25 protein-coding genes and 1 pseudogene are annotated in these 24,158 nt (G+C 37.5%); 16 read left to right on the top strand and 10 right to left on the bottom strand.

Features of this window, described 5'->3' with window-relative positions:
- Position 1: 1 nt before the first annotated feature.
- The 4 genes from J671_RS09365 to J671_RS09350 all read left to right on the top strand — a co-directional run bounded on the left by J671_RS09365 (position 2) and on the right by J671_RS09350 (position 4,600).
- A complete protein-coding gene (locus J671_RS09365) occupies positions 2-940 on the top strand; it encodes an ABC transporter permease (protein WP_031982073.1) in 939 nt (312 codons plus the stop codon).
- Positions 941-947: 7 nt separating this feature from the next.
- Positions 948-2,090 (top strand): ABC transporter permease, encoded by a 1,143-nt coding sequence (locus J671_RS09360; RefSeq protein ID WP_004887442.1) that lies wholly within the window; start codon positions 948-950, stop codon positions 2,088-2,090.
- Between the two features lie 12 nt (positions 2,091-2,102).
- The gene (locus J671_RS09355; protein WP_004887441.1) at positions 2,103-3,833 is read left to right on the top strand and encodes an ABC transporter ATP-binding protein; all 1,731 of its coding nucleotides are present in this window, start codon (positions 2,103-2,105) and stop codon (positions 3,831-3,833) included.
- Between the two features lie 107 nt (positions 3,834-3,940).
- Complete coding sequence (locus J671_RS09350) at positions 3,941-4,600, top strand: SOS response-associated peptidase family protein (RefSeq protein WP_031944263.1); 660 nt, start codon at positions 3,941-3,943, stop codon at positions 4,598-4,600.
- 53 nt (positions 4,601-4,653) lie between these two features.
- On the opposite strand, the gene J671_RS09345 is transcribed toward J671_RS09350, so the two are convergent.
- A complete protein-coding gene (locus J671_RS09345) occupies positions 4,654-5,022 on the bottom strand; it encodes a hypothetical protein (RefSeq protein ID WP_002049893.1) in 369 nt (122 codons plus the stop codon).
- A 309-nt stretch (positions 5,023-5,331) separates the two neighbouring features.
- Here J671_RS09345 and J671_RS09340 point away from each other — a divergent pair, with 309 nt between their 5' ends.
- On the top strand, positions 5,332-6,189 hold the full coding sequence (locus J671_RS09340) for a 3'(2'),5'-bisphosphate nucleotidase CysQ family protein (protein WP_004887439.1): 858 nt from the start codon (positions 5,332-5,334) through the stop codon (positions 6,187-6,189).
- Positions 6,190-6,246: 57 nt separating this feature from the next.
- Positions 6,247-6,981, top strand: coding sequence for a histidine phosphatase family protein (locus J671_RS09335; protein WP_004709064.1), 735 nt, complete (start codon positions 6,247-6,249; stop codon positions 6,979-6,981).
- A gap of 56 nt (positions 6,982-7,037) precedes the next feature.
- On the opposite strand, the gene rpsT is transcribed toward J671_RS09335, so the two are convergent.
- Positions 7,038-7,304, bottom strand: coding sequence for a 30S ribosomal protein S20 (gene rpsT, locus J671_RS09330; RefSeq protein WP_000013652.1), 267 nt, complete (start codon positions 7,302-7,304; stop codon positions 7,038-7,040).
- 212 nt (positions 7,305-7,516) lie between these two features.
- Here rpsT and J671_RS09325 point away from each other — a divergent pair, with 212 nt between their 5' ends.
- The 8 genes and pseudogenes from J671_RS09325 to J671_RS09295 all read left to right on the top strand — a co-directional run bounded on the left by J671_RS09325 (position 7,517) and on the right by J671_RS09295 (position 16,772).
- Positions 7,517-8,182 carry an NAD(P)H-binding protein gene (locus tag J671_RS09325; protein WP_004709063.1) on the top strand — a complete coding sequence of 222 codons (666 nt, stop codon included), beginning with the start codon at positions 7,517-7,519 and terminating at the stop codon, positions 8,180-8,182.
- A gap of 11 nt (positions 8,183-8,193) precedes the next feature.
- Positions 8,194-8,700 carry a ribonuclease E activity regulator RraA gene (rraA, locus tag J671_RS09320; RefSeq protein WP_004887438.1) on the top strand — a complete coding sequence of 169 codons (507 nt, stop codon included), beginning with the start codon at positions 8,194-8,196 and terminating at the stop codon, positions 8,698-8,700.
- A 24-nt stretch (positions 8,701-8,724) separates the two neighbouring features.
- Positions 8,725-9,503: pseudogene (locus J671_RS0104340) on the top strand (glutathione S-transferase N-terminal domain-containing protein).
- Between the two features lie 145 nt (positions 9,504-9,648).
- Positions 9,649-10,581: a Dyp-type peroxidase gene (locus J671_RS09315; RefSeq protein WP_009504897.1), complete on the top strand. Its 933-nt coding sequence runs from the start codon at positions 9,649-9,651 to the stop codon at positions 10,579-10,581.
- An 80-nt stretch (positions 10,582-10,661) separates the two neighbouring features.
- On the top strand, positions 10,662-11,018 hold the full coding sequence (locus J671_RS09310; RefSeq protein ID WP_004887430.1) for a hypothetical protein: 357 nt from the start codon (positions 10,662-10,664) through the stop codon (positions 11,016-11,018).
- A gap of 134 nt (positions 11,019-11,152) precedes the next feature.
- Complete coding sequence (mfd, locus tag J671_RS09305; RefSeq protein WP_004887428.1) at positions 11,153-14,614, top strand: transcription-repair coupling factor; 3,462 nt, start codon at positions 11,153-11,155, stop codon at positions 14,612-14,614.
- Positions 14,615-14,815: 201 nt separating this feature from the next.
- Positions 14,816-15,250 (top strand): HIT domain-containing protein, encoded by a 435-nt coding sequence (locus J671_RS09300; RefSeq protein ID WP_000492048.1) that lies wholly within the window; start codon positions 14,816-14,818, stop codon positions 15,248-15,250.
- A gap of 52 nt (positions 15,251-15,302) precedes the next feature.
- A complete protein-coding gene (locus J671_RS09295; RefSeq protein ID WP_001175670.1) occupies positions 15,303-16,772 on the top strand; it encodes an adenylate/guanylate cyclase domain-containing protein in 1,470 nt (489 codons plus the stop codon).
- 48 nt (positions 16,773-16,820) lie between these two features.
- Here the strand turns inward: J671_RS09295 and fdx are convergent, their stop codons facing one another.
- The 8 genes from fdx to J671_RS09255 form a co-directional block, all read right to left on the bottom strand.
- Positions 16,821-17,159 carry an ISC system 2Fe-2S type ferredoxin gene (fdx, locus tag J671_RS09290; RefSeq protein ID WP_004887426.1) on the bottom strand — a complete coding sequence of 113 codons (339 nt, stop codon included), beginning with the start codon at positions 17,157-17,159 and terminating at the stop codon, positions 16,821-16,823.
- An 18-nt stretch (positions 17,160-17,177) separates the two neighbouring features.
- Positions 17,178-19,037 carry a Fe-S protein assembly chaperone HscA gene (hscA, locus tag J671_RS09285; RefSeq protein WP_004709050.1) on the bottom strand — a complete coding sequence of 620 codons (1,860 nt, stop codon included), beginning with the start codon at positions 19,035-19,037 and terminating at the stop codon, positions 17,178-17,180.
- Between the two features lie 38 nt (positions 19,038-19,075).
- Positions 19,076-19,594, bottom strand: a complete 519-nt coding sequence (gene hscB / locus J671_RS09280) for a Fe-S protein assembly co-chaperone HscB (protein ID WP_004887424.1) — start codon at positions 19,592-19,594, stop codon at positions 19,076-19,078.
- 85 nt (positions 19,595-19,679) lie between these two features.
- Positions 19,680-20,000, bottom strand: a complete 321-nt coding sequence (iscA, locus tag J671_RS09275; protein WP_002050042.1) for an iron-sulfur cluster assembly protein IscA — start codon at positions 19,998-20,000, stop codon at positions 19,680-19,682.
- Between the two features lie 30 nt (positions 20,001-20,030).
- Positions 20,031-20,417 carry a Fe-S cluster assembly scaffold IscU gene (iscU, locus tag J671_RS09270; RefSeq protein WP_002049835.1) on the bottom strand — a complete coding sequence of 129 codons (387 nt, stop codon included), beginning with the start codon at positions 20,415-20,417 and terminating at the stop codon, positions 20,031-20,033.
- A 66-nt stretch (positions 20,418-20,483) separates the two neighbouring features.
- Complete coding sequence (locus J671_RS09265) at positions 20,484-21,701, bottom strand: IscS subfamily cysteine desulfurase (protein WP_002050229.1); 1,218 nt, start codon at positions 21,699-21,701, stop codon at positions 20,484-20,486.
- Position 21,702: 1 nt separating this feature from the next.
- Positions 21,703-22,176 (bottom strand): Rrf2 family transcriptional regulator, encoded by a 474-nt coding sequence (locus J671_RS09260; protein WP_002050146.1) that lies wholly within the window; start codon positions 22,174-22,176, stop codon positions 21,703-21,705.
- A 110-nt stretch (positions 22,177-22,286) separates the two neighbouring features.
- Positions 22,287-22,934 carry a hypothetical protein gene (locus J671_RS09255; RefSeq protein WP_002050024.1) on the bottom strand — a complete coding sequence of 216 codons (648 nt, stop codon included), beginning with the start codon at positions 22,932-22,934 and terminating at the stop codon, positions 22,287-22,289.
- Positions 22,935-23,144: 210 nt separating this feature from the next.
- On the opposite strand from J671_RS09255, the gene J671_RS09250 reads away from it, so the two are divergent.
- Together J671_RS09250 and J671_RS09245 are read left to right on the top strand one after the other, a co-directional pair.
- Entirely contained in the window at positions 23,145-23,600 is a 456-nt protein-coding gene (locus J671_RS09250) for a phasin family protein (RefSeq protein ID WP_002049921.1), read from the top strand.
- A gap of 169 nt (positions 23,601-23,769) precedes the next feature.
- Positions 23,770-24,042, top strand: a complete 273-nt coding sequence (locus J671_RS09245; protein ID WP_001043034.1) for an HU family DNA-binding protein — start codon at positions 23,770-23,772, stop codon at positions 24,040-24,042.
- Positions 24,043-24,158 lie beyond the last annotated feature (116 nt).

Below are 24,158 nucleotides of genomic sequence, written 5' to 3'. Positions count from 1 at the left end.
TATGCTGGCATATGTTATTCGGCGGTTATGGCAGATGATTCCAACCATGTTGGGAGTAGTACTGTTTATCTTTATTCTTTTTAACTGGGTCGGTGGAGATCCGGCCTATATTCTGGCAGGTAAGATGTCTAATCCTGAGCAGATTGAAAACATTCGTAAGCAACTAGGTGTCGATCAGCCTTATTACGTTCAGCTCTGGATTTTTATTAAGCAGATTCTTACTTTTGACTATGGCGCAAGTTGGAGTACTGGCGAGCCAGTTTCACAAATTATTTTAACTCGCTTGGGGCCTTCATTAACGCTCCTAATTCCACTCACTATTTTACAAACCGTTATTTCAATTGTCTTGGCTCTAGCTGTATCGGCAGTACGTGGTTCTTTAACAGATCGTATGGTCATGATGTTATGTACTATTGGTATGTCGATCAGTATCTTGGTTTATATTATTGTTTTTCAATATGTTTTGGCTTATCAGTTAAGTTGGTTTCCAGTGCAGGGCTGGAGCGATAACTTTACCGATAATTTATTTAAGTTTGCCTTGCTTCCAATTTTAATTATGTTGGTGGTGAGTATTGCACCTACTTTACGTTTATACCGTAGTTTTGTGCTTGATGAGATTAACCAAGATTATGTTAGAACGGCACGGGCTAAAGGTGTAGGGGAAAGCCGAATTTTAGGTGTGCATGTTTTACGTAATGCCTCAATTCCTATTATTACCGATGTGATGGCGACTTTGCCTGCATTGCTCATAGGTGCATTTTTAATTGAACGTTTTTTTGGTATTCCCGGTATTGGTCGAGAAGTAATTATCGCGGTTGAGCGAAGTGATTTTCCTGTGATTAAAGCAATTACAGTGTATATCGCAGCTGCAACCATGATATTTAACTTGATTGCCGATTTGGTCTACAAAGTGGTTGATCCACGTGTACAGTTGAAGTAGGTGGGTTATGCTAAGTGTTCTAACAAAAAGAAAATTACAAACCCAGACAGCTCCAGCTTCAGCGGGTTTATGGCGCCTTGCAATGCGCCGTCTTCGGGCTGACAAAATTGCAATTGCATCGCTCATTGTTGTGCTGTTCTATCTGGTCGTATTGCTACTATCATTTACTGGCGTGATTGCATCAGACTGGAATAAAGAAGTTGCTGTCAGTTATGCACCTCCTACATTTATTGGTGCAGATAAAACAAATGAAGCTTTGCAAAAGACAGCTGCTGTAGATGAAGAGTTACCGGAAAATCCAGTCGATCCTTTAAAAGATGTCATTCACCAACTCAAGGCTGAAATTAAACAAGAAAAGACCTCTGGAAGTGCAATTGATTATTATGGTGTAGTTGACCCGCTAGCTGATGATATGAAAGCAATTGATCAGCAACTAGGTGGACACTTACTCGATCAGCAAAGTGAACTAAAAAGTACTCTTATATTTGGGGCCGACAAATGGGGACAAGATGTTCTTAAAAAAACCATTAAAGGTGCTGAAACTTCAATTATTGTAGGGCTAGTTTCTGCATTACTCGCAGTGACCTTAGGCACATTATTAGGGGCAATTTCAGGCTACTTTGGTGGTTGGGTAGATGACATCCTTAACTGGTTTTATAACATTTTTACTTCCATTCCATATTTATTATTAGTTCTTGCGATAGCTGCCGTACTGCAACAAAAGGGCATTTTATCTATTGTTTTGATTTTAGGTTTAACGGGTTGGACTGGTGTTTACCGTTTAATTCGTGCGGAGTATATGAAACATACCTCACGTGAATATGTTCTGGCGGCCAAGGCAATTGGTGTTGGCCATTTTCGCCGTATGTTTATTCATATTTTTCCTAATGTCAGCCATATCGCTTTGGTTCAAATGTCGATTTTGGTGGTTTCCTTTATTAAATCGGAAGTTATTTTAAGTTTCTTGGGCTTCGGTGTTCCTGTAGGGGTAGTGTCTTGGGGCAGTATGTTAAATGAAGCTCAAAGTGAACTTCTTTTAGGAAAATGGTGGCAGCTTGTTGCAGCCTCGGTAGCAATGGCTGTTTTGGTTACGGCATTTTCAATGTTTACTGATGCACTGCGTGATGCATTAGATCCAAAACTAAAATAAGAGGAAACGCTAATGTCAGAACAACAAAAAAATGTCCCATTACTTCACATTGAAAACTTACGTGTAAGTTTTAAAGGTGAAGACAAGCAGTATATCGAAACTGTTAAAGGAATCTCCTTTGATATTCCAGCAAATACGACTGTTGCTTTAGTTGGTGAGTCAGGTAGTGGTAAATCGGTTACTTCTTTGGCAATCATGGGTTTACTACCTGTAGGCCAAAGTAAAATTGATGAAAAAAGTAAGATTGTTTTTGAAGGTCAAGATTTACTCAGCTTATCCCGTAAAGATATGCGAAAAATCTGTGGTAAAGATATTGCCATGATTTTTCAAGAACCGATGTCATCATTAAATCCCGTTTTTACGGTAGGTAATCAAATCGCAGAAGTGTTGTGTTTACACATGGGTATGAGTCGTAAACACGCCCGTCAACGTGTTTTAGAGTTACTCAAAGAGGTCGGGATACCTTCACCGGAAACTAAGATTGATGCTTATCCTAACCAACTGTCTGGTGGTCAACAGCAACGTGTCATGATTGCAATGGCGATTGCTTGTGAACCTAAGCTACTGATAGCCGATGAACCGACTACGGCACTTGATGTCACCATTCAAAAACAAATTATTGATTTACTCGAATCGTTGCGCCAGCGCCGTCAAATGTCGATGCTTTTTATTACGCATGATTTGGCTTTAGTGGGTGAAATTGCAGATCAAGTCATTGTGATGCGTCATGGTGAAATTAGAGAGCAGGGACTTGCAGAACAAGTTCTAGAGCAACCTAAAGATGTATATACCCGAGCATTGCTCTATTGTCGTCCTCAAATATCACAGCGACCTTATCGTTTGCCTGTGACCAGCGATTTTATGCGTCAAGAAGACAATATATTGGTAGAGCAAAGTTTTGATGTTTCAGAAATTCCACAGCGTAAACGTGGTTTAAATGGCGATGAGCAAATTATTTTAGAAGTAAAAGATTTGAAAAAAAGCTTTTATAGCCGTAAGGGGTTATTTGGCAAAGAAGAATTTCAGGCGGTAAAAGGCGTTTCTTTTAAACTTGCTAAAGGTAAAACGCTTGGTTTAGTGGGAGAGTCTGGCTCAGGTAAAACCACTGTGGGCTTGTTGCTTATGCGTTTACATGAAGCATCTGGGGGGCAGGCTTTAATTGAAGGTAAAGATATTCTGTCTTTAACTGAAAAAGAGTTTGCCAAATATCAAAGGAAGATCCAAATCATTTTCCAAAATCCATATGCTTCGCTAAATCCACGCTTTACCATTGGGCAGATTTTATTAGAACCTATGCAAATTCATGGCATTGGTAAAGATGATGCGGAACGTAAGCAAATTGCACTTGGTTTACTTGAGCGAGTGAATTTACCTGAACAAGCTTATTATCGATATCCGCATGAGTTCTCGGGTGGTCAACGCCAACGTATTGCGATTGCACGTTGTTTAACGCTAAAGCCTGAAATTCTAATTTGTGATGAATCTGTTTCGGCACTAGATGTGTCGGTTCAGGCACAAGTACTTAACTTATTACAAGACTTACAAGATGAGTTTGGCCTTAGTTATATTTTTATTTCACATGACTTATCGGTTGTGAAATATATTTCTGATCAGGTCATGGTCATGAATCATGGTGAAGTTGTTGAAATCGCTAACTCAGATGAGCTCTATGCGCATCCGCAACATGACTACACTAAACGACTATTACAGGCCATTCCGCAAGGAATTCAGCACATTTCCTAAGCGTAAAGTTATGTCGTTAAAGGCACTTTCGAGTGCCTTTTTATTTGGTTTATAGAATAAATACTTATAAAATAAGAGATGTAAAAGTACAGTATTTTATTCTTGCTATGTGTGCCAACTTTAAACCTTTAACTCTTGCCCAATTGCAGCAACTTCAGTTGCCTGTGGTCGGCTTTAGCTATGCCGATGAGGTTTATCCGGGTGGGACAATGCCGCTATTATTCAAATCACCGCAAGGTTTTGAGTGGCGTGAAGTCATGTTCGGTTTGGTTCCTAAATGGGCCGAAGATACAAATATAGCAAAACATACTTATAACGCCCGTCATGAAACGATTTTCCAAAAACCGAGTTTTCAAGAAGCCGCTCTTAAATGTAAGTTTGGTGTAATACCCGTGACGGAGTTTTATGAGAGTAAATATATAAATGATAAACCTGAGCGATGGGGCGTCCGCCGTAAAGATGGACAGGCTTTTTTCATTGCCGCAATTTATGAAATTTGCAAAATGAATGAAACCATTATCCGTTCTGCAAGTATGTTAACTATGGATGCGATAGATCATCCCATGATGAAAGATTTTCATGAACCGGGCGATGTCAAACGATCAGTCATTGTGATTCCGCATGACCGTCTAGAAGAATGGTTAAGTTTAGAAACACCAGATATTTCAAGCTTTATTGAAGGTTTTCCTGTTGAGGAATTTGAATGTTTACACGTTCCCAAAGAGAAGATTATAAAGCCCACGCCTCAATTAAGTATGTTTGAATAACAACAGTAGAGTCAGGTTATTGGCTTAATTTTTAAGTCAATAACCTTTGTTATTTAGTCAATATTTTTACTTAAAGTTTCTACCTGCTCATCTTGGGCCAGATAAGCCAATTCAATTGGTGAAATCACAAAAGTCGAATTATCTGAGGTTTGTTTAAAAACAAATCCATATTCAAATGATTGTGTATTCTTACTTGGTAACCAGAATAAATAAGGGCAACCCGTATAGCTACCGTCCCAACCCATTTCTTTAGCTAAAGCCAAAGCTGTATCGGATTTAGCAATAATTTCTTTCAGTGATTCTTTGTCTCTTTGGGAGACATCACCATCATCATCAGCAAATGTTTGTAAAAACTCATTTAATGGGGTTAAGTCTTCCCAGTTATTTTCAATTGTTGAAAAGTGATATCCATATAGCGTCATATTTAGTCTTCCATTTTGTTATTGTGCTATTGAACATAGCAAGAAATGTGTGAAAAGGAAATGGTTGGTTTTACATTAAGTTGTTTATTTTTCATAAGTTATAATATGTTTTTTATACAAAATTTAACGTTACTTTCTCTTGAGTAATAAGTGGTTTAATAAGTAAAAATATAAAGAATCAGCTTTTAAGGTAATAGAAGACTTCTTAGTTAAAGATAAGAGCTTTTTGTAAGAATACTAGACTGTTGGTGAATACTGAATTTGTCACAATTCACTTATAATGAAAAGGAAAGTAAATAGAGCTTATTTATGTTTATAACAACAACTCGCCCCAATGATGTCTTAATTGAACAGCTACTACCAATATTGGAAGAGGCTAGTCAGATCTTATTACAAGAATATCAGAATTATTCAGCTGGATATGAGTTTAATATTCAAGAAAAACATGATGATTCACCTGTGACCCAAGCAGATTTAAAAGTAAATCAATTTTTATTGAAACATCTTGCAGAAATCACACCAGAGTTACCAGTTTTATCCGAAGAAAGCGACTATAGCGCTCGCCACGATTGGTCTTCTTGTTGGATGCTAGATCCTCTTGATGGTACGAAAGAGTTTATACATGAACGAGATGAGTTCACGATAAATTTGAGTTTGATTGAGGGGCGTGAAACTGTATTTTCTGTAATTGTTGTACCGTGTGAACAAGTTGTTTATTTAGGTTATTTAAGTGATTTGCCTTTTAAATATAACTTTAGCCAACAACAATGGTACCAATATCAAAAAGAATCTTATTCGACACAAGCGCCTGTACAAATTGGCTTAAGTCATAGTAGTAAAAACCCGAAGTATCAGAAGTTTATTGAGCCAATTGAAAAGAGCCGTACCGTAATTCGACGTGAAGCGGGAAGTGCTTATAAATTTTGCATGATGTTAGAAGGCGAGATTGATATTTACCCTAGATTTCACCCTACATCTGAATGGGATACTAGCTCAGGTCAGGGATTATTAGAAAGTATAGGTGGAGGTTTGCTCACACTAAAAGGTAAACCATTTGAATATAACCAACGTGATACTGTATTAAACGGGGGCTTTATCGCATTTCGTGATCAGGAAAGCAAAAAAATAGCATTTGAAGCTTTGGCTCAATCGGGTGTTTTGGATTGAGAGTTATTGCAGACATGCTATAGTGGCAAAATATTGAGAAAAGATGACACGATAAAAATGGCACTCGATTTATTGCCTAAAAGCATGTTTGAAGCAATTGATTTATTGCCTGATGCTTCAACTCCTGTAACCCTTTTTACACGTCACTCCTTAAGAGAGCTGGTAGATGGGCAAGGCTTGGCAGGATATGACCTTCAACTTACACCTCAAGGACGTGAGCTTGCACAGGAATGGGGTAGCTATTTAATCAAAAATACGGATCGTGTAATTCAACACTGTATTTCTAGTCCAATTCAACGTTGTGTAGATACTGCTGCACTTATGATTGAAGGTGCAGATGGGGTAAGCCCTGAACCGAATACACATACAATTGAAATTGTTGAACAAGGCTTACTGGTAGAACCGGGGAGCTTTGTACTCGATATTCAACAGGCTGCACCATATTTTCGTAAACAAGGTGCTTTAGGCTTTATTAATAGTTTTGTGAACAATGCATTACCTGGTATGAAACATCCCATTACTGGGGTTTTAGATGTGTTGGAACTTATTTATCAGACTCATCCTAAAACAAAAAGTGGGCTGAGTTTAGCTGTTAGTCATGACACAATTATTGCTGCCATAGTTGCTGTAATTTCAGGCAACAATCAAATACAAAAAGCAGATTGGCCAGAAATGATGGAAGGCCTGTTTGTGTGGTTTGAAGGGGATGAATTTCCAAATTGTAAATTGAAATGGATTTGGCGAGGCGAAGCTTACGAGTTAGATGTCTCTAAATTTCATAAAGTAGAGTAATTATAAAATTATAGGTAATAAAAAAAGCCCTGTTGGGCTTTTTTTACATGCTTCAATTAGTTAGCTAAAGCTTTAACTTGAGCATTTAAACGGCTCTTATGACGAGCAGCTTTATTTTTGTGGATGATGCCTTTATCAGCCATGCGGTCGATTACAGGAACAGCTTTTTTGTAAGCTTCTGTAGCAACAGCATAATCACCACCAGCGATTGCACTTAAAGTACGTTTGATGTAAGTACGAACCATAGAACGCAAGCTTGCGTTGTGTTTACGCGCTTTAACGTTTTGGCGCGCACGTTTTTTAGCTTGAGCAGAGTTTGCCACTCTTGCACTCCTTGAAAATAAGTTGGTCTGGGCGGGCTGTGGTCAATCCAGTAAACTGGTGTAACCATCACCAGCCCGTAAACAAGTGCCATATTGTGATGAATCAATACCGTGAAGTCAAGCCTTGAGAGCATTTTAAGCCGTTTTAGGGGCTGCTAAAACCGTAAGAAAAGGTTAAATTTGATACAAACTTAAAGAAGGTTGGATAAAAAATGACTATAAGCACGAAAAAAGCAATTGTAGTAGGTGCTACAGGACTCGTTGGATTAGCTCTAGTTGAAGAGCTTGAACAAACACCGGAATTTGAAGCGATTACAGTTGTTGTTAGAAAAGAATCACAACTACTTAATACATATAAAAAAGTTACTCAGTTAGTAATTGAAGATTTTTTATTGCTCAACGATGAAGACGTAAATGATCATACTCACGCATTTAGCTGTTTAGGTACAACTTTAAAAATAGCAGGTTCAAAACAAGGCTTTTATGCGGTGGATTATGAGATAAATGCTCATTTTGCAGACTTGATCCAAGATAAACATATCCATTTTTTAATTGTAAGTGCACTTGGGGCAAATGCTAATTCACCAATTTTCTACAATAAGGTTAAAGGACAATTAGAAGACTATATTCAGAGTTTAGGCATCGAAAAATTATCTATTTTCAGGCCATCTTTATTAATTGGTAAACGTAGCGATGTGCGTTTTATGGAAGATTTAGGACAAAGTCTTTTTAAATTCATTGAAAGTAAATGGAATAAACCATTCAAATATAAACCTGTTACAGCAGAGCAATTGGCTCATACCATGGTTGTAGCGGCGCTAACGCAAATTGAAGCATTTAAACGATATGATAATCTCAGCATACAACAAACTCGATAAGGAGAATAAAAGTGTCAACAGTACCATTTGTGACATGTGATTTATTGGATGATAACCCGGAAAAAGATTTACAAGTGGTCACGCCCTCAATGGACGGTAAGTTCTTTAAAAGTTACGGTGCACGTCAAACTTTTGGTGGACAAGTTGTGACTGTAAAGTGTTTTGAAGATAACTCGCGTGTAAAAGAATTATTGGCTACAGATGGTACAGGGAGGGTATTAGTTGTAGATGGTGGTGCTTCAATGCGCTGCGCACTTATGGGAGATATGATTGCTGAATCAGCAGTTAAAAATAACTGGAATGGTGTGGTTATTTATGGCTGTGTACGTGATGTTGATGCACTTGCGACTCTGGATTTAGGGGTACATGCATTGGCTGCAATTCCACAAAAAAGTAATCGTAAGGGCATTGGTGAAGTAGATATTCCTTTGTATTTTGGTGGAGTCACAATTCAATCTGGCGATTTTATTTATGCAGATAACAATGGAATTGTGATTGCTAAGGAAAAATTAGTTTAGCTCCACAATATAAAGGAACGTGTAATGGTGAATCATCAAATTAAAGTGCTGCAAGCAGTAGCATCTGCAATTGCTCAAGGTGGTAGAGGGGTTACAGGTACAGCATTTCCTAATCAGCCTGTTAAAGCTCTAAAACTTTATGAGTTTGAAGGTTCACCATTTTGTCGGCGTGTTCGTGAAGTGATTACACTTTTAAATTTGGATGTGGAAATTTACCCATGTCCCAAAGGGGGAACAAGATATCGTTCAGTTGTAAAAGAAATAGGCGGTAAATTGCAGTTTCCATTTTTAATTGATGAAAATACAGGCGATAAACTATACGAATCACAAGATATTATTCATCATTTATTTAAACATTATGGTAAGACAGGGCAAACGCCTCAGAAATTTTCAAATTATCCTGAAAAACCATATGTTGCATTTGCTGGAACCTTATTAAATGGTGCTCGTGGAGTCTGGATTGATAAAAAAATAGTAAATCGGACCGCACCTGAACATAAACTTGAATTATGGAGTTTTGAAGCAAGCCCATATTCAAGAGAGTAAGAAATGTACTATGCGAACTTGAAATTCCTTATATTTTGCATAATGTGGCTAAAGAAAGGTGGCAAGATATGGGGCCTGCTATTCTTCGCTTAAAACCGGGAAAATATGTGCCCTTAAAGGGTGGTAAACGAGAAAAATCGTTGCAGATTATGCAAGGAAAAATGCAGGTGCCTTATTTAGTTGATCCAAATACAGGCGTTAAAATGTTTGAATCTGCCCAAATTGTAAAATACTTAAAACAACAATATGGTGGCTAAATATAACTTAGAAAAATTACAAGAGATTGGGATCGTTCAATCTCTTTTTTAATAGCTAAGAACCATAAGAAATCGTACGATAAAAACATGAATATGCTAAATTACTACCGTAAATTACCAAAATAAGGCCTGTTTTATGGAATGTATGAGAATTCAACCTGTAACGAGTCATCCTGGAGAAAATGCATTATTTATTGTATTAGGATTAGCTCAAGGTGATTCTGTTGTAGAAAAAGTAAAAGATTTTGCAGCTAATTTTTCAGCGTTAACCAGAAGTTTGTCTAATCGTTATCCAGAAAGTAAATTTAATGCCACGTTCGGTTTTAGCTCAAATGCGTGGGATATCTTATTTCCAGAACAATCAAAGCCTCAAGAATTAGAAACATTCCAAGAAATCAAAGGCCCAAAGTACACAGCCGTTTCAACACCAGGTGATTTATTCTTTCATATTCGTGCTGATCGACAAGCTCTCTGCTATGAATTGGGAAGTATTATCAATGAACAGTTGGGTAAAGTGACTTATCCAATTGATGAAGTACATGGTTTCCGTTATTTCGATGGTCGTGCAATTATCGGCTTTGTAGATGGAACAGAAAATCCTGAACCTGTAATTGCAGCGCAGTGGGCTCTAGTGGGCAGCGAAGATCCCGAATTCATTGGGGGAAGTTATGCATTTATTCAAAAATATACCCATGATATGGAAAAATGGCGTGCTTTAAGTGATGAAGAACAAGAAAAAGTAATTGGTCGTAAGAAGTTTAATGATATTGAACTCGGTGATGATGAAAAGCCTTTAACAGCTCATAATGTGGTAAGTAAAGCGCATGATGCAGAAGGTAATGAGCTAAAAATTATGCGTGCCAATATGCCTTTTTCTAACCCTTCAAAAAATGAATATGGGACTTTCTTTATTGGATACTCGCGTAAATTTAGTACAACCCGTCAAATGCTTGAAAATATGTTCTTAGGAAATGAGCAAGGTCATCTTGACCGCTTACTTGACTTTAGCACTGCCCAAACAGGTACTTTATTTTTCGTCCCGACAGTAGATTTTCTAGATGACTTGGGTGGCGAGTAGGCATTAAAAAATAAACTTAGATGGTAGAGGTGAGTAGATTACCTCTACTATATAAATTGAAACTAATAAGATGTGATGAAATGTTCAAAAAGTTAAGCCAGCTTTTTCAAGACTCGAAAGAGTCACCAGAGCAATTATATTTACAGGAGAATCAGCTCAGTTTTGATTCAGAGCGTGGTCCGGTTATTAAAGATGTCGTGATTAATGAAAAGTGGTCAGAGCACCTTGAATATTTTTCAAATCGTAAATTACAGAACTTTGATGATTTACGTAAGTTATTCCAAATCACACCACAAATTAATGAAAAAATTGATTTAGAAATTGCAAATCAACGCTATATCGAAAGGTTAGGTAATACTCAAGAAAAGTTGCTTGAACTTAAAGCAATCATACAAATATTGAACCAATATTATGTGATGTTTCTACGTGATAAATAAGTTCAAACATTTGTTTAAGAACTATAAAAAAGTATCTTAAAGTAGTAGCTTGATTTCAGAAAAATAACTCAATTCAATAAAAACATCATGCTACTATTAACCTCATACCTTTTTAGCTCATAAAAGCCATATACATGTTTCAACAAGAAATCTCTCAATTGAATTTGCAACAGCTCAAGGCCGGTGAAAAGCGTTGGGTGGGGTCGTTATTAGGTTCATCAGCAGCTTTATTGCTTAAAGAAATTGTAAATCAGCATTCTTCTTTATTAGTTTTAGTCGCTCGAAATAACCAACATGTTGCTCAATTAGAAAGTGAACTTGAGTTTTATGGAATAAAACCGACAATTTTTCCCGATTGGGAAATTTTGCCTTACGATAGGTTATCTCCGCATCAGGATATTGTCTCGGAACGTCTTGCGATTTTATCGAATATGCCGCAGCAAGGCGTATTACTCATTTCAGCAAGTACTTTGGCTCAACGGGTTGCGCCTTACTCATGGGTTTTGGGTAAGCACTTTGATATAAGAGTGGGGCAAAAATTTGATTTAGAACAGCAAAAACTAAGATTGGTTCAGGCTGGCTACCATTTGGTAGATACAGTTTATGATCATGGAGAATTTGCGGTACGCGGTAGTATTATGGATATTTTTGCATCTGGGCAAGAAGCTCCTATCCGAATAGATCTATTTGATAACGAAATTGATTCGTTAAAATTCTTTGACCCTGAAACCCAGAGAACAACCACAACGTTAAAAAGTTTTACTGTTCTACCCGCTAAAGAGTTTCCATTAAAAGAAGCACGGTCAGTTTTTAGAGATCGTTATTCTGAGTTTTTCCCGACAGCAAACCCTAAGAAAAATCCAATTTATCAAGATGTTTTAGATGGTATAGCATCTCCCGGAATTGAATTTTATTTACCATTATTTTTTGATAAAGAACAAATGCAATCGCAAAGTATGTTTACAACGTACTTGCCAAAGAATTGCATTGTAATTACAACTAGTGATGTTGATACCGATTTAACTAACTTCTGGAAAGAAGTTATGCGTCGTTATGAAGATCGACGTCATAATATTGATCAACCTATTCTTGCTCCTGAAGAGTTATTTATTTCTCCAAATAATTTGCTGAGTGCTTTAAATCAGTTTCCGCGCATGCTTGTAAGTGCAGAAACTATTGAAGAAAAAGCTGGTGCACTTAACCTTAAAACTGAGCAACCCCCTAAATTACCGGTCGATCCAAAAAAAGAGAAACCATTTGCAGCTGTAAAAAAATATATTGATGAAGCAAACCATCCTGTTCTATTGGTTGCAGAAAGTGCAGGACGCCGAGAAAGTTTAAAAGATGCATTGCGTTCAAGTTTGGGTGAAATTCCAAATGTAGAGAATTTTGAGCAATTCAAAACCAGTCAATTTGCAATTGCGATTACCAATGCACCTTTAGACCGTGGTTTACTTATAACTGATCAATTAACAGTTATTTCAGAAAATCAGCTTTATGAACACCGAGTTGTACAGCGTCGTCGTAAGCGTCAACAGGAAGTTTCTGAAGAGTTTCTAATTCGAAGCTTAACTGAGCTAAGTATTGGTGCTCCTGTCGTACATATTGATCATGGTGTGGGACGTTATGCTGGCTTAATTACACTTGCTATCGAAGGTCAAGACTATGAGTTCTTACAGCTAGATTATGCTGAAGATGCCAAAGTTTATGTTCCAGTAACCAACTTACATCTAATTAGCCGTTATAGTGGCGGCGACCCAGATTTAGCACCGTTACATAAAATTGGTACTGATGCTTGGAGTAAAGCAAAACGTAAAGCATTAGAGCAAATTCATGATGTTGCAGCCGAGCTTTTGCATATTCAGGCACGTCGTCAGTCAAAACCTGGTTTTGCTTTTGAATTGGATCAGTCGCTTTATATGCAATTTGCAAGTGGCTTTGCGTATGAAGAAACACTTGATCAGGCCAATGCAATTGAAGCCACACTATATGATATGCAGCAAGCAAAACCAATGGATAGATTGGTGTGTGGTGATGTAGGTTTTGGTAAAACCGAAGTGGCCATGCGTGCAGCTTTTGTTGCAGTACAAAATGGTAAACAAGTTGCAGTTTTAGTTCCTACCACGTTACTTGCCCAACAGCATTATGAGTCTTTTAAAGATCGTTTTGCTGATTGGCCTGTTCGTATTGAAGTGTTATCACGATTTGGTTCAAACAAAACTCATTTAAAAAATATTGAAGACTTGGCGGATGGTAAAGTCGATATTGTGGTAGGCACACACAAGTTATTACAAGAGAATGTTCAGTTTAAAGATCTAGGCTTAATGGTCGTGGATGAGGAACATCGCTTTGGCGTACGTGACAAAGAGCGAATTAAGGCTTTGCGTGCTGATGTTGATATGTTGACCCTTACCGCAACTCCAATTCCTCGTACGCTTAATATGGCTTTTTCGGGAATGCGTGATTTATCGATCATTGCCACTCCACCAGCACGTCGTTTAGCAGTAAAAACGTTTGTTCAAGAACATACAGATGCTTCAATCAAAGAGGCGATTTTGCGTGAGTTATTACGTGGTGGACAAGTTTACTTCTTGCATAATGAAGTAGATACCATTGAGCGAGCGGCTGAAAATATTCGTATGCTTGTGCCAGAAGCACGCGTGGCGGTAGCACATGGACAAATGCGTGAACGTGAACTTGAGCAAGTTATGCAGCAGTTCTACCACAAAGAATATAATGTGCTGGTGTGTTCAACCATTATTGAAACGGGTATTGATGTTCCAAATGCCAATACAATTTTAATTGAACGTGCAGATAAGCTTGGCTTAGCACAATTGCACCAGTTGCGTGGACGTGTAGGTCGTTCACATCACCAAGCTTATGCTTACTTATTGGTGCCTTCAATCAAGCACTTGAAAGGTGATGCTGAAAAACGTCTTGATGCAATTCAACGAGCTTCTACATTAGGCGCAGGCTTTATGCTCGCTACGGAAGATTTAGAAATTCGTGGTGCTGGTGAATTGTTGGGTGAGCAACAAAGCGGTTCAATGCAGGCGATCGGATATAGCTTGTATATGGAAATGCTTGAGAAAGCGACTAAAGCAATTCAACAGGGTAAAACACCGAATTTCGATGCACCATTGTCGTTAACTGCAGAAATTAACTTACATATTCCCGCACTTATTCCGGATGATTACTTAGGTGATGTTCATCAACGTTTATTATTCTATAAACGTATTAGTAATACAGATACTCAAGAAAAACTGGATAATATTCGCATGGAGCTTATTGACCGTTTTGGTGTTCCACCGCAATCAGTTAAACACTTGTTTAGCGTGCATCAGATCCGCTTAAAAGCGGAGCATTTGGGTATTACAAAAATTGATATTAATACTCAAGGCGGCAACATTGAATTTTCACCAGATACTCCAGTTCAGGCGATTAGTATTATTCAACTCATGCAAAAGAACCCGACCTATTATCGTATGGAAGGTGGACAGCGCTTGAAAGTGATGGTGCAGCTTGAAGACTATGAAAAACGAATTCAATTTATCAATGATTTACTACAAAAATTGATGAGTGAATTACATGCCTGAGTCCAGTTTTTTGAATAAGCCATAACTGATCAGGGCATTTGTCTTGTTGTGATTGGATTTTATGTACTTTTTTATACCTTGAGATATGAATAAGTGCATAAAATCATTGTTATTTGTAAGTAAACGGACTACTAATAATATTCACATCAAAACTGATGTGATAGTATTAGCCATTATTGTTTATTGTCATTTATAAAAGATATGTTTAGTTTGCATCCACAACTTGCTCAAGATACTTTTTTTGTAGGCGATTTCCCGCTTTCAACATGTCGTTTAATGAATGATATGCAATTTCCTTGGTTGATTTTAGTACCTCGTGTACCAGGAATCACGGAATTATACGAATTAAGTCAAGCTGACCAAGAACAGTTTTTACGTGAATCAAGCTGGTTATCTAGCCAGTTATCTCGCGTTTTTCGTGCTGACAAAATGAATGTTGCAGCTTTAGGTAATATGGTACCTCAATTACATTTCCACCATGTTGTCCGCTATCAAAATGACGTAGCTTGGCCTAAACCAGTGTGGGGTACACCAGCTGTACCATACACAAGTGATGTTTTAGCTCACATGCGTCAGACCCTTATGCTTGCTTTACGTGGTCAGGGTGATATGCCTTTTGATTGGCGCATGGATTAAATCAATGTCATGCCACATGTGAGTGTGGCTACATTGAAATGTGGAGGATAGGGTGCAATTAGAGAGGTTTATAGATCGGGAACCTAAGCAGTTTGCATATTTTCATCGTTTGATGGGGTATTCCATTCTGTCATTGATTTTAGTGATCTATGCCTTTACCTCACCAAATACTAATTATCAAATCTATATTCCTCCTTTCTTTCTTTTTTTACTTTTTGTTAGTTCTAAATTAGAGCACTGGTTACAGTACCAATTTGATAAGAAAACCCAAAAAAGTGTTTTCTTTGCGATAGATGCAATTGTGGTGGCGGTTACTCTAGCAGGCGTACACCTCAATCTTGTTCCTACATTTATTGCACTTTTTGCATTATTTTACTCAGCAATTAATAGTCGTATTTCGTTTGCAGTGATTTGTTTAACGAGTCTGCTTGGTGCGATTATTTTTTATTTAAGTACTTTTTTTCTATTTGGTTTTCATCCATATTTTGAAGCCACAAGCCAAGAATTAACGGTAATTACCCTACTTGGTTTAGTGATGTTTATCACTATTGGAAATTACTACCAACATCGCTGGGTAAAAAAAATTAGTCAGCAACGCCAGCATTATTATGACCAAATGACGCGTTATATCGCTTTTGCTAATCAGTTAAGCCGCTATGCTCCATTGCAATTATGGCAGTCGATTATGCGTGGTGAAGCTGAAGCAAAAATCGAATATAAACGTAAAAAAATGACCGTCTTCTTTTCTGATATTCAAGGTTTTACTGAATTGTCAGAAACCTTAATTCCAGATGACTTGGCCTTCTTGCTTAATGACTATTTAAGTCATATGACTGAAATTGCGAAGCAATATGAGGCGACTGTCGATAAATTTATGGGAGATGCAATCCTCATCTTTTTTGGAGATCCGAATTCACAAGGAGTTGAGCAAGATGCCAAATCGTGTGTAGAAATGGCAATTGCTATGCGACAGCAAATGAAGTTATTGCGCGAACGATGGAAGAAAATGGGATATTCAGCCTTACATATCCGTATGGGTATTAGTACAGGTTATTGCCACGTAGGGAATTATGGTGCAACCCATCGTATGGCTTATACGATTGTAGGTCGCGACGTAAATTTAGCGGCACGTTTACAGTATGCTGCTGAAATTGATGAAATACTCATTTCTGATGATACTTATCAATTAATCAAAAGTGATTTTCTATGTGCGCCTAAGACCCCAATTTATTTAAAGGGTATTCAAGGGGCAGTAAAAACATGGCAAGTCATGGAAAAATACACAGGAAATAAATCAGACCATCAACAATGGTTTGATTATGAATATAAAGGTTTCCATTTAGTTTTAAATTTAGAAGAAGTACAAAACTACGAATACCCTGAGTTGGTTGAAGTGCTTGAAAAAATGATTCAGCGCATTAAAGTTCAACAAACTTTGGTTAATACTCAAGGTGTTGCTCAGCTTAGACTTGAGGATGAAGTTAAGCCTATAAATATCGATGAAGAACAAGATCAGGTATAAATTTATATAAATAAAAAAAGCTGCCTAAGCAGCTTTTTTTATTATTTATTAGTGATTTTCCGAAGCGTGGTTAATTGTGTATTTCGGAATCTCAATTTCAAGATCTTCATCTACAACTTTCACCTGACATGAAAGACGTGAGTCTGGTTCTAAACCCCAAGCACGGTCTAAAAGATCGGCTTCAACATCGTTCATCTCTTCTAAGCTATCAAAACCTTTGCGAACAATCACGTGGCAAGTTGTACATGCACAAGACATATCACAAGCGTGTTCAATTTTGATACCTTTATTGAGCAAACTTTGGCAAAGATTTGCATTTTGTTCAACCTCAAATTCTGCACCTTCAGGGCAAATCTGAGCATGAGGAAGTACTTTAATACGTGGCATATTGATCACCTATACCTTTTAGTTTGATTTTGACCAATCGTCGAGCTTTGTGCCTTTTAAGGCATGGTCAATATGTCGGTTCATTCGTAATGCTGCAAAAGCGTCACTATGTACTTTAAGCTGTTGAACTGCATGCTCAATCGCTTGAATATCACTACCTTCGAGCTGAACTTTTAATGATTCTTTTGAAGAATTGAGTTCTGCAAGTTGCTTTTCATCAAGTAAATCAGCATCTACTTTTAAGGCTTGCTCTAGAGCTTCAAGTTCACGCTCTGCTTCAACTTTGGTTTCTTTTAAGTGACGAAGATTTTTGTCTTCTTCGGCATGTTGGAAACCTTCAATTAATAAGCGTTCTGTATCTGCCTCAGATAAACCATACGATGGTTTGATATCGATATGAGCTTGTACACCAGAAGTTGCTTCACGAGCAGAAACAGTAAGTAAGCCATCAGCATCAACTTGGAAAGTGACTTCAATACGGGCTTGACCTGCAGTCATTGGCGGAATGCCATGGAGTACAAATCTACCTAATGAGCGGCAATGTTCAACTAAATCACGTTCACCTTGAACCACATGAATTAACATGGCAGTTTGGCCATCTTGATAGGTTGTGAACTCTTGACGACGTGCAACAGGAATAGCTGTATTACGAGAGATCAGACGTTCAACTAGTCCTCCCATTGTTTCTAAACCAAGAGAAAGAGGAGTGACATCTAGAAGAAGTGAGCCATCTTGGCTATTACCAATTAACTGGTTTGCTGTAATTGAAGCACCGATTGCTACAACTTCATCTGGGTTAATTGTGCAAAGAGGTTCTTGACCAAAAACTTCACGTACAGCTTTTTGAACTGCATAAGAGCGGGTAGAGCCACCCACTAAAACTACATTTTGAATGTCAGTCAAATCAAGCTTTGCATCACGCAATACACGCTTACAAACACTGATTGTTTTATCTAAAGCAACTTGAATGATACTTTCAAATGTAGGTCGGTCTAGTGTAAGAGTTCTATCAAGCAGTTTTAATTCAACTGAATCTTGAGTAGATAATTGCTCTTTAGCTTGACGTGCTGCAACTATAAATACTGCATAGTCTTCATTACTTAATACATCAATATTAAGCTGCTTTTTTGCCCATTTCACAATGAGGCGGTCTAAGTCATCACCACCTAAAGCGGTATGGCCGCCGGTCGCTAAAACTTCAAATACGCCTTGTGAAAAACGTAAGATTGATACATCAAAAGTACCACCGCCCAAATCGTAAATTACATAATTACGGTCGGTCTCTAAATTACTTTCTTGATCTAATCCATAAGCTACTGCGGCAGCTGTAGGTTCATTTAATAAACGTAATACGTTTAAGCCTGCAAGTTGAGCTGCATCGCGAGTTGCTTGACGCTGAGCTTCGTCAAAATAAGCAGGAACTGTAATCACAGCACCATTAACAGGATTTTGTAAGCTGTCTTCAGCACGATCTTTTAATTGTTTTAAAATTTCGGCTGAAATTTCTACTGGTGTTTTGCGCCCGGCACGTGTTTCAAAAGCAGGCATTTCATTTTCTGAGCCTACTAATTCATAAGGATGCTGAAACTTAATGTCTGCTTTTGAGCGTCCCATAAATCTTTTAACAGATACAATCGTATTTTTGGGATCTGCAATGATAAATGGTTTAGCTTCTTCACCATAATGAGTTGTATTGTCCCCATAATGAACGATAGAAGGAAGTAATCTTCTATTTTGAACATCATTGAGTACTTTAGGTTTGCCTGATAACACTGTCGCAACTAGTGAGTGTGTTGTTCCTAGGTCAATACCAATCGCAATGCGATGTTGGTGTGGGGCACTGGATTGACCCGGTTCAGCAATTTGCAAAAGTGCCATGAGTTAAATCCCTTGAAAATAAAGTAGAAAAAGCAAAATTAAAAATCATCGTCTAAATCAAAGCTGTCTTCTTCATCTAACAGTTGATCTTCTGCTTTATCAATATCGTTCAAAACACGTTGAAAGAAACGTAACTTACGTACGGTATCACGTGCTTCAGCCCAATCTTCTTCGCTGTAATCAATTTTGAATTCACGAACCAGGCCATCAATCCATTGTTGTACTTCTAGCTTTAAAGTACGTAAATGTTCAGTTGTTGTCGCTTCGTCAAGTTGTTCACGAAGTTCTAAAGCAGATTGTAGAAACTCAAAATCACTAATAGATTGATCAAGATGATGATCTTGCTTCTTAAGAGCTAAAAGATAAGCAGCACGACTATCTACTTGTGATAGTGTTTTAAAAGCTTGATTGATTTCACTTGATTTGATTAATGCTTGATCTTTATCTGCGGCTTTATCTGGATGATATTGTTGTTGCAAACTCAAGAAATTTGATTTTAAGCTTGCCAAATCGATATCGAGTGCCACAGGTAAATTGAACAACTCAAAATGATTCATTAGAAATGGGATCCACGTTAATTAAATACATTAAAACAGTGCTGTTGAAAGACACTGTTTTAATGAGAAAAAGGAAAGGAGAGGATTAAACAGTGAAAGACTCACCACAACCACATTCACCCTTTTTATTAGGATTGTTAAATTCGAACCCTTCGTTAAGGCCATTTTTAACATAGTCCATTTCTAAGCCTTCTAAGTAAACTAAGCTTTTAGGATCTACAAAAACCTTAACACCGAATTGTTCGAAAACTTGATCATGTTCATCGATATCGTCTACAAATTCGAGAACATAAGCCAACCCAGAACAACCAGAAGTTTTCACACCAACGCGAATGCCTTCACCCTTACCTCGGTTTTTAAGGTAATTGCTAATATGAGTCGCAGCATTTTCAGTTAAATGAATCATGAAAACTCCAACGTTTATAATGGTAACAAATTAAGCTTTTGACTTTTTACTACGATAATCTTCAATCGCAGCTTTAATCGCGTCTTCAGCTAAAACAGAGCAGTGAACTTTTACTGGCGGAAGAGCTAACTCAGTCGCAATATCAATATTTTTGATTGCTTGAGCTTCATCAAGTGTTTTACCTTTTAACCATTCAGTTACAAGTGAACTTGATGCAATTGCAGAACCACAACCGTAAGTTTTAAAGCGTGCTTCTTCGATTACGCCACTGTCATTTACTTGAATCTGTAAACGCATCACGTCGCCACATGCAGGTGCACCCACCATGCCTGTACCAACATTTTCAGAGTTTTTATCTAAAACACCAACATTACGTGGATTTTCGTAATGATCAATTACCTTTTCGCTATAAGCCATTTTGCTTCTCCAAACCTCGGGGTCAGCCTAATATTAATATGAGGGTTAAAACACTAATTTCAATAATTAGTGTTCTGCCCATTCAACTGTAGAAAGATCGATACCTTCTTTGTACATATCCCAAAGCGGAGAAAGTTCACGTAATTTCTCAACAGCGGCTTTGGTAATTGTAAGCACGTGGTCAATATCTTCTTCAGTCGTGTATTTACCAAAACTAAAGCGAATTGAGCTGTGTGCTAGCTCATCAGATAAACCTAATGCGCGAAGAACATATGAAGGCTCTAAAGTTGCAGACGTACAAGCAGAACCACTTGATACAGCAGCATCTTTAAGCGACATCATTAAAGACTCACCTTCAACAAAGTTGAAGCTGACATTTAAATAATTAGCAACGTTTTGAGTCGGGTGACCGTTTAAGAACACTTGTTCAAGGTCTTGTAAACCGTTCCAAAGTTTGTCACGAAGTTTACGAATACGCTCTTGTTCAGCATGCATTGTTTTGCCTGCAATTTCAAAAGCTTCACCCATACCAACGATTTGGTGAGTTGCCAAAGTACCAGAACGCATACCGCGCTCATGACCACCACCATGAATTTGTGCTTTTAAGCGAACACGTGGGCTACGACGTACATATAATGCGCCGATACCTTTTGGACCATAAATTTTATGAGCAGAGAAACTCATAAGATCAATTTTCATAGTAGATAAGTCGATATCAACTTTACCAGCTGCTTGTGCTGCATCTACATGGAAAAATGTTTTGTTGGCACGTGTTAATTCACCAATCGCCGCTACATCTGTAACTGTACCAATTTCATTGTTTACCATCATAAGGGAAACAAGAATAGTATCTGGGCGAAGGGCAGCCTTAACCATCTCAGGAGTAATTAAACCTGTTTGTGGCTCTGGCTCTAGGTAAGTAATTTCAAAACCTTGTTCTTCTAATTCACGACAAGGGTCTAGAACAGCTTTGTGTTCAATTTTACTTGTAATGATATGTTTGCCTTTAGATGCATAGAATTGAGCAACACCTTTAAGAGCAAGGTTATCTGACTCAGTTGCACCAGAAGTCCAAACAATTTCACGTGGGTCAGCTTTAATTAAATTTGCGACTTGCTCACGTGCATATTCAACTTTTTCTTCTGCCTGCCAGCCATAAGCATGGGAACGAGATGCAGCATTACCAAAGGTACCGTCGAAAGTTAAACACTCCATCATACGTTCTGCAACTTGCGGATCTACTGGAGTGGTTGCTGCGTAATCAAGATAAATTGGACGTTTCATATCAAATACCTGTACCCGATAAAAGAGCTGAATCTGTGCCAGTCACATTTTGGCGTAATGCAACAGTTTGAACGTTGTCTCGGCTAATGAGGTCGGCAAGAGTGATTTTAGCTAAATAGTCGGCAATATGATGAGAGAGTTCTTGCCATAAATCGTGAGTAAGACACATTGCACCATTTTGGCAGTTACCTTTATGGTCACAACGTGTTGCATCAACAGTTTCATTTACGGCTTCAATAATTTCTAACACAGTAATTTCATCAGCGTTTCGAGCCAAATGGTAACCACCATTTGCACCGCGAACACTAGAAACTAACCCATGACGCTTAAGTTTTGCGAACAACTGCTCTAAATAAGCAACTGAAATAGATTGACGTGCGGCAATTTCGGCGAGCGTGATCGTTTGTTCAGTTGGCTGCAAAGCTAAATCAAGTAGAGCAGTCACTGCGTAGCGACCGCGAGTTGTAAGGCGCATGATTCGATACACATGTTAAGACTAGATAATAGGATTTTATGAATCCCGACTAAAATAGTCAAGTTTTTTTATTTTTAATTCAAGTGCAGGATCAAGATAGAAAAAATAAGTTAAGCTACCCACAAATTATATATGAAATAAGCAATAAATATTAGGCTAATTATACCAAAGCACAAGTTAATGTTGCGTTGGCGCTGCTGTAAACGTGAAATTCGATTTTGATACTGCTTAATTTCGACATTCAAAGAATTTATCTCTGAACGCTGTTGATCAATTTTTTCAAGTAAGGGGGCAATTTTTTTACGTGAAGCAAGTGCTTCGGCTTCATCATCTGGAGTATTGAACCATTGCTTCCAGTCAGCTAGAAGCTTAGGTAAAGTGAGATGTGAAATTAAATCGATGAGTTCTTTTTTAGTTTCTGCATCTCCATCAATTCGCATATTGTTTAAACTACGTTGATTTGAAAAAGCAAAAATTTTGATAAGGTCGATGAGAGTACTATTAATTTCTAAGTCAATACGACGATCATAAGAATGAATATCAAATAACAAACCTTTTTCCGTAAATTGCACATAGAAGTTGAAAAATGGCAAGTAGCTATTAATACGGATTGTGATTTTATTTGCGATAAACTTTTTCGCCTGCAAGCGAAGAACACCATCGTGGGTGAGAATAAATGAGAAAAAAGTTTCTAAAATAATTAGAACAATGTTCAGCAACAGACGTGGGTGTTTTTGTCTTTGTTGCGTTTCACTCATAAAAGTTTATCCTTAAATATTAGAGATTAATTAAGAGAATGAGACATCCTATCTCAAACTTAACACATTGTCCTGTTAAATATATTTACATGACATGATTGTTTTGTAGAACAGTTTCATAAATGTATCAAGTCTTGACTTTGTTATTATAAGAATATTTTGTGGTTAAATAAGACTTCATCTGTCTCATCCGATCAGGAGCTTAGGTCAATGGATAATGCAAATATAGAAACACAATCAGAAGAGCAAGGAGATAAAAACAAATTAAAATCAAAAAGTTCTAGAAAGTCTGCATTGGATTTTAGAAAGTATACCAAGCAAATATGGTTAGCTGGTTTAGGTGCTTTCTCTCGTGCAGAAGAAGAAGGCAATAAACTATTTGACTCACTAGTCAAAGTAGGGGAAGAACTTGAGTCTAAAACTGGTGATTTAGCCGATACAACTGTTGGCAAAGTAACCGAAAAGGCGAAAGAGTCAGTGTCTGATACAAAAGACAAGGTCGAAAAAATTTTAGATACCAGTGTAAATCATTCTTTAAATCGAATTGGTTTAGTTACTCCGAAGGACTTACAGCACATTGAACAACTGTTAGTTCAATTGCATATAAAGGTTGATGCTCTTATTGAAGAAAATCAAAAATTGAAGGCAAAATTGAATGAAAAGTAAAAAAATGTAGGGATTTAGCAAATATATAACAGTTTTTTAGCATTTATTTTTGCTAAAAGCTCTGCTCTAGTATTGCGTTTTCCCCCAAAGCATTGCTATAAAGGCGTCATGGCCTTTTAAACTATAGCCTTGGACCTTAAACAAACGATATTAAGAGGATGTTTTATTCATGAATAAATCAGAATTAATCGATGCAATTGCTGAAAAAGGGGGAGTATCTAAGACTGATGCAGGCAAGGCACTCGATGCGACAATTGCGTCAATTACTGAAGCACTTAAAAAAGGTGACACAGTAACTTTAGTTGGTTTTGGTACTTTCAGTGTTAAAGAGCGTGCTGCACGTACTGGTCGTAACCCTAAAACTGGTGAAGAGCTTCAAATTAAAGCAACAAAAGTACCTAGCTTTAAAGCTGGTAAAGGTCTTAAAGATTCAGTTGCTTAATCTTTTAAGATGATTAAACGCGCCGATATAGGCGCGTTTTTTATTAAAAATCTGAATTGACCAATATTGCTCATTCATTCATTGTGGTTTTTCAGTTAAAATTCTCCTCGAAATAA

The sequence above is a fragment of the Acinetobacter sp. 1130196 genome (assembly GCF_000588095.1).
GTDB lineage: Bacteria > Pseudomonadota > Gammaproteobacteria > Pseudomonadales > Moraxellaceae > Acinetobacter > Acinetobacter nosocomialis.
Note: the sequence above shows the minus strand (reverse complement) of the source record. Positions and strands in the feature narration are given on the sequence as shown.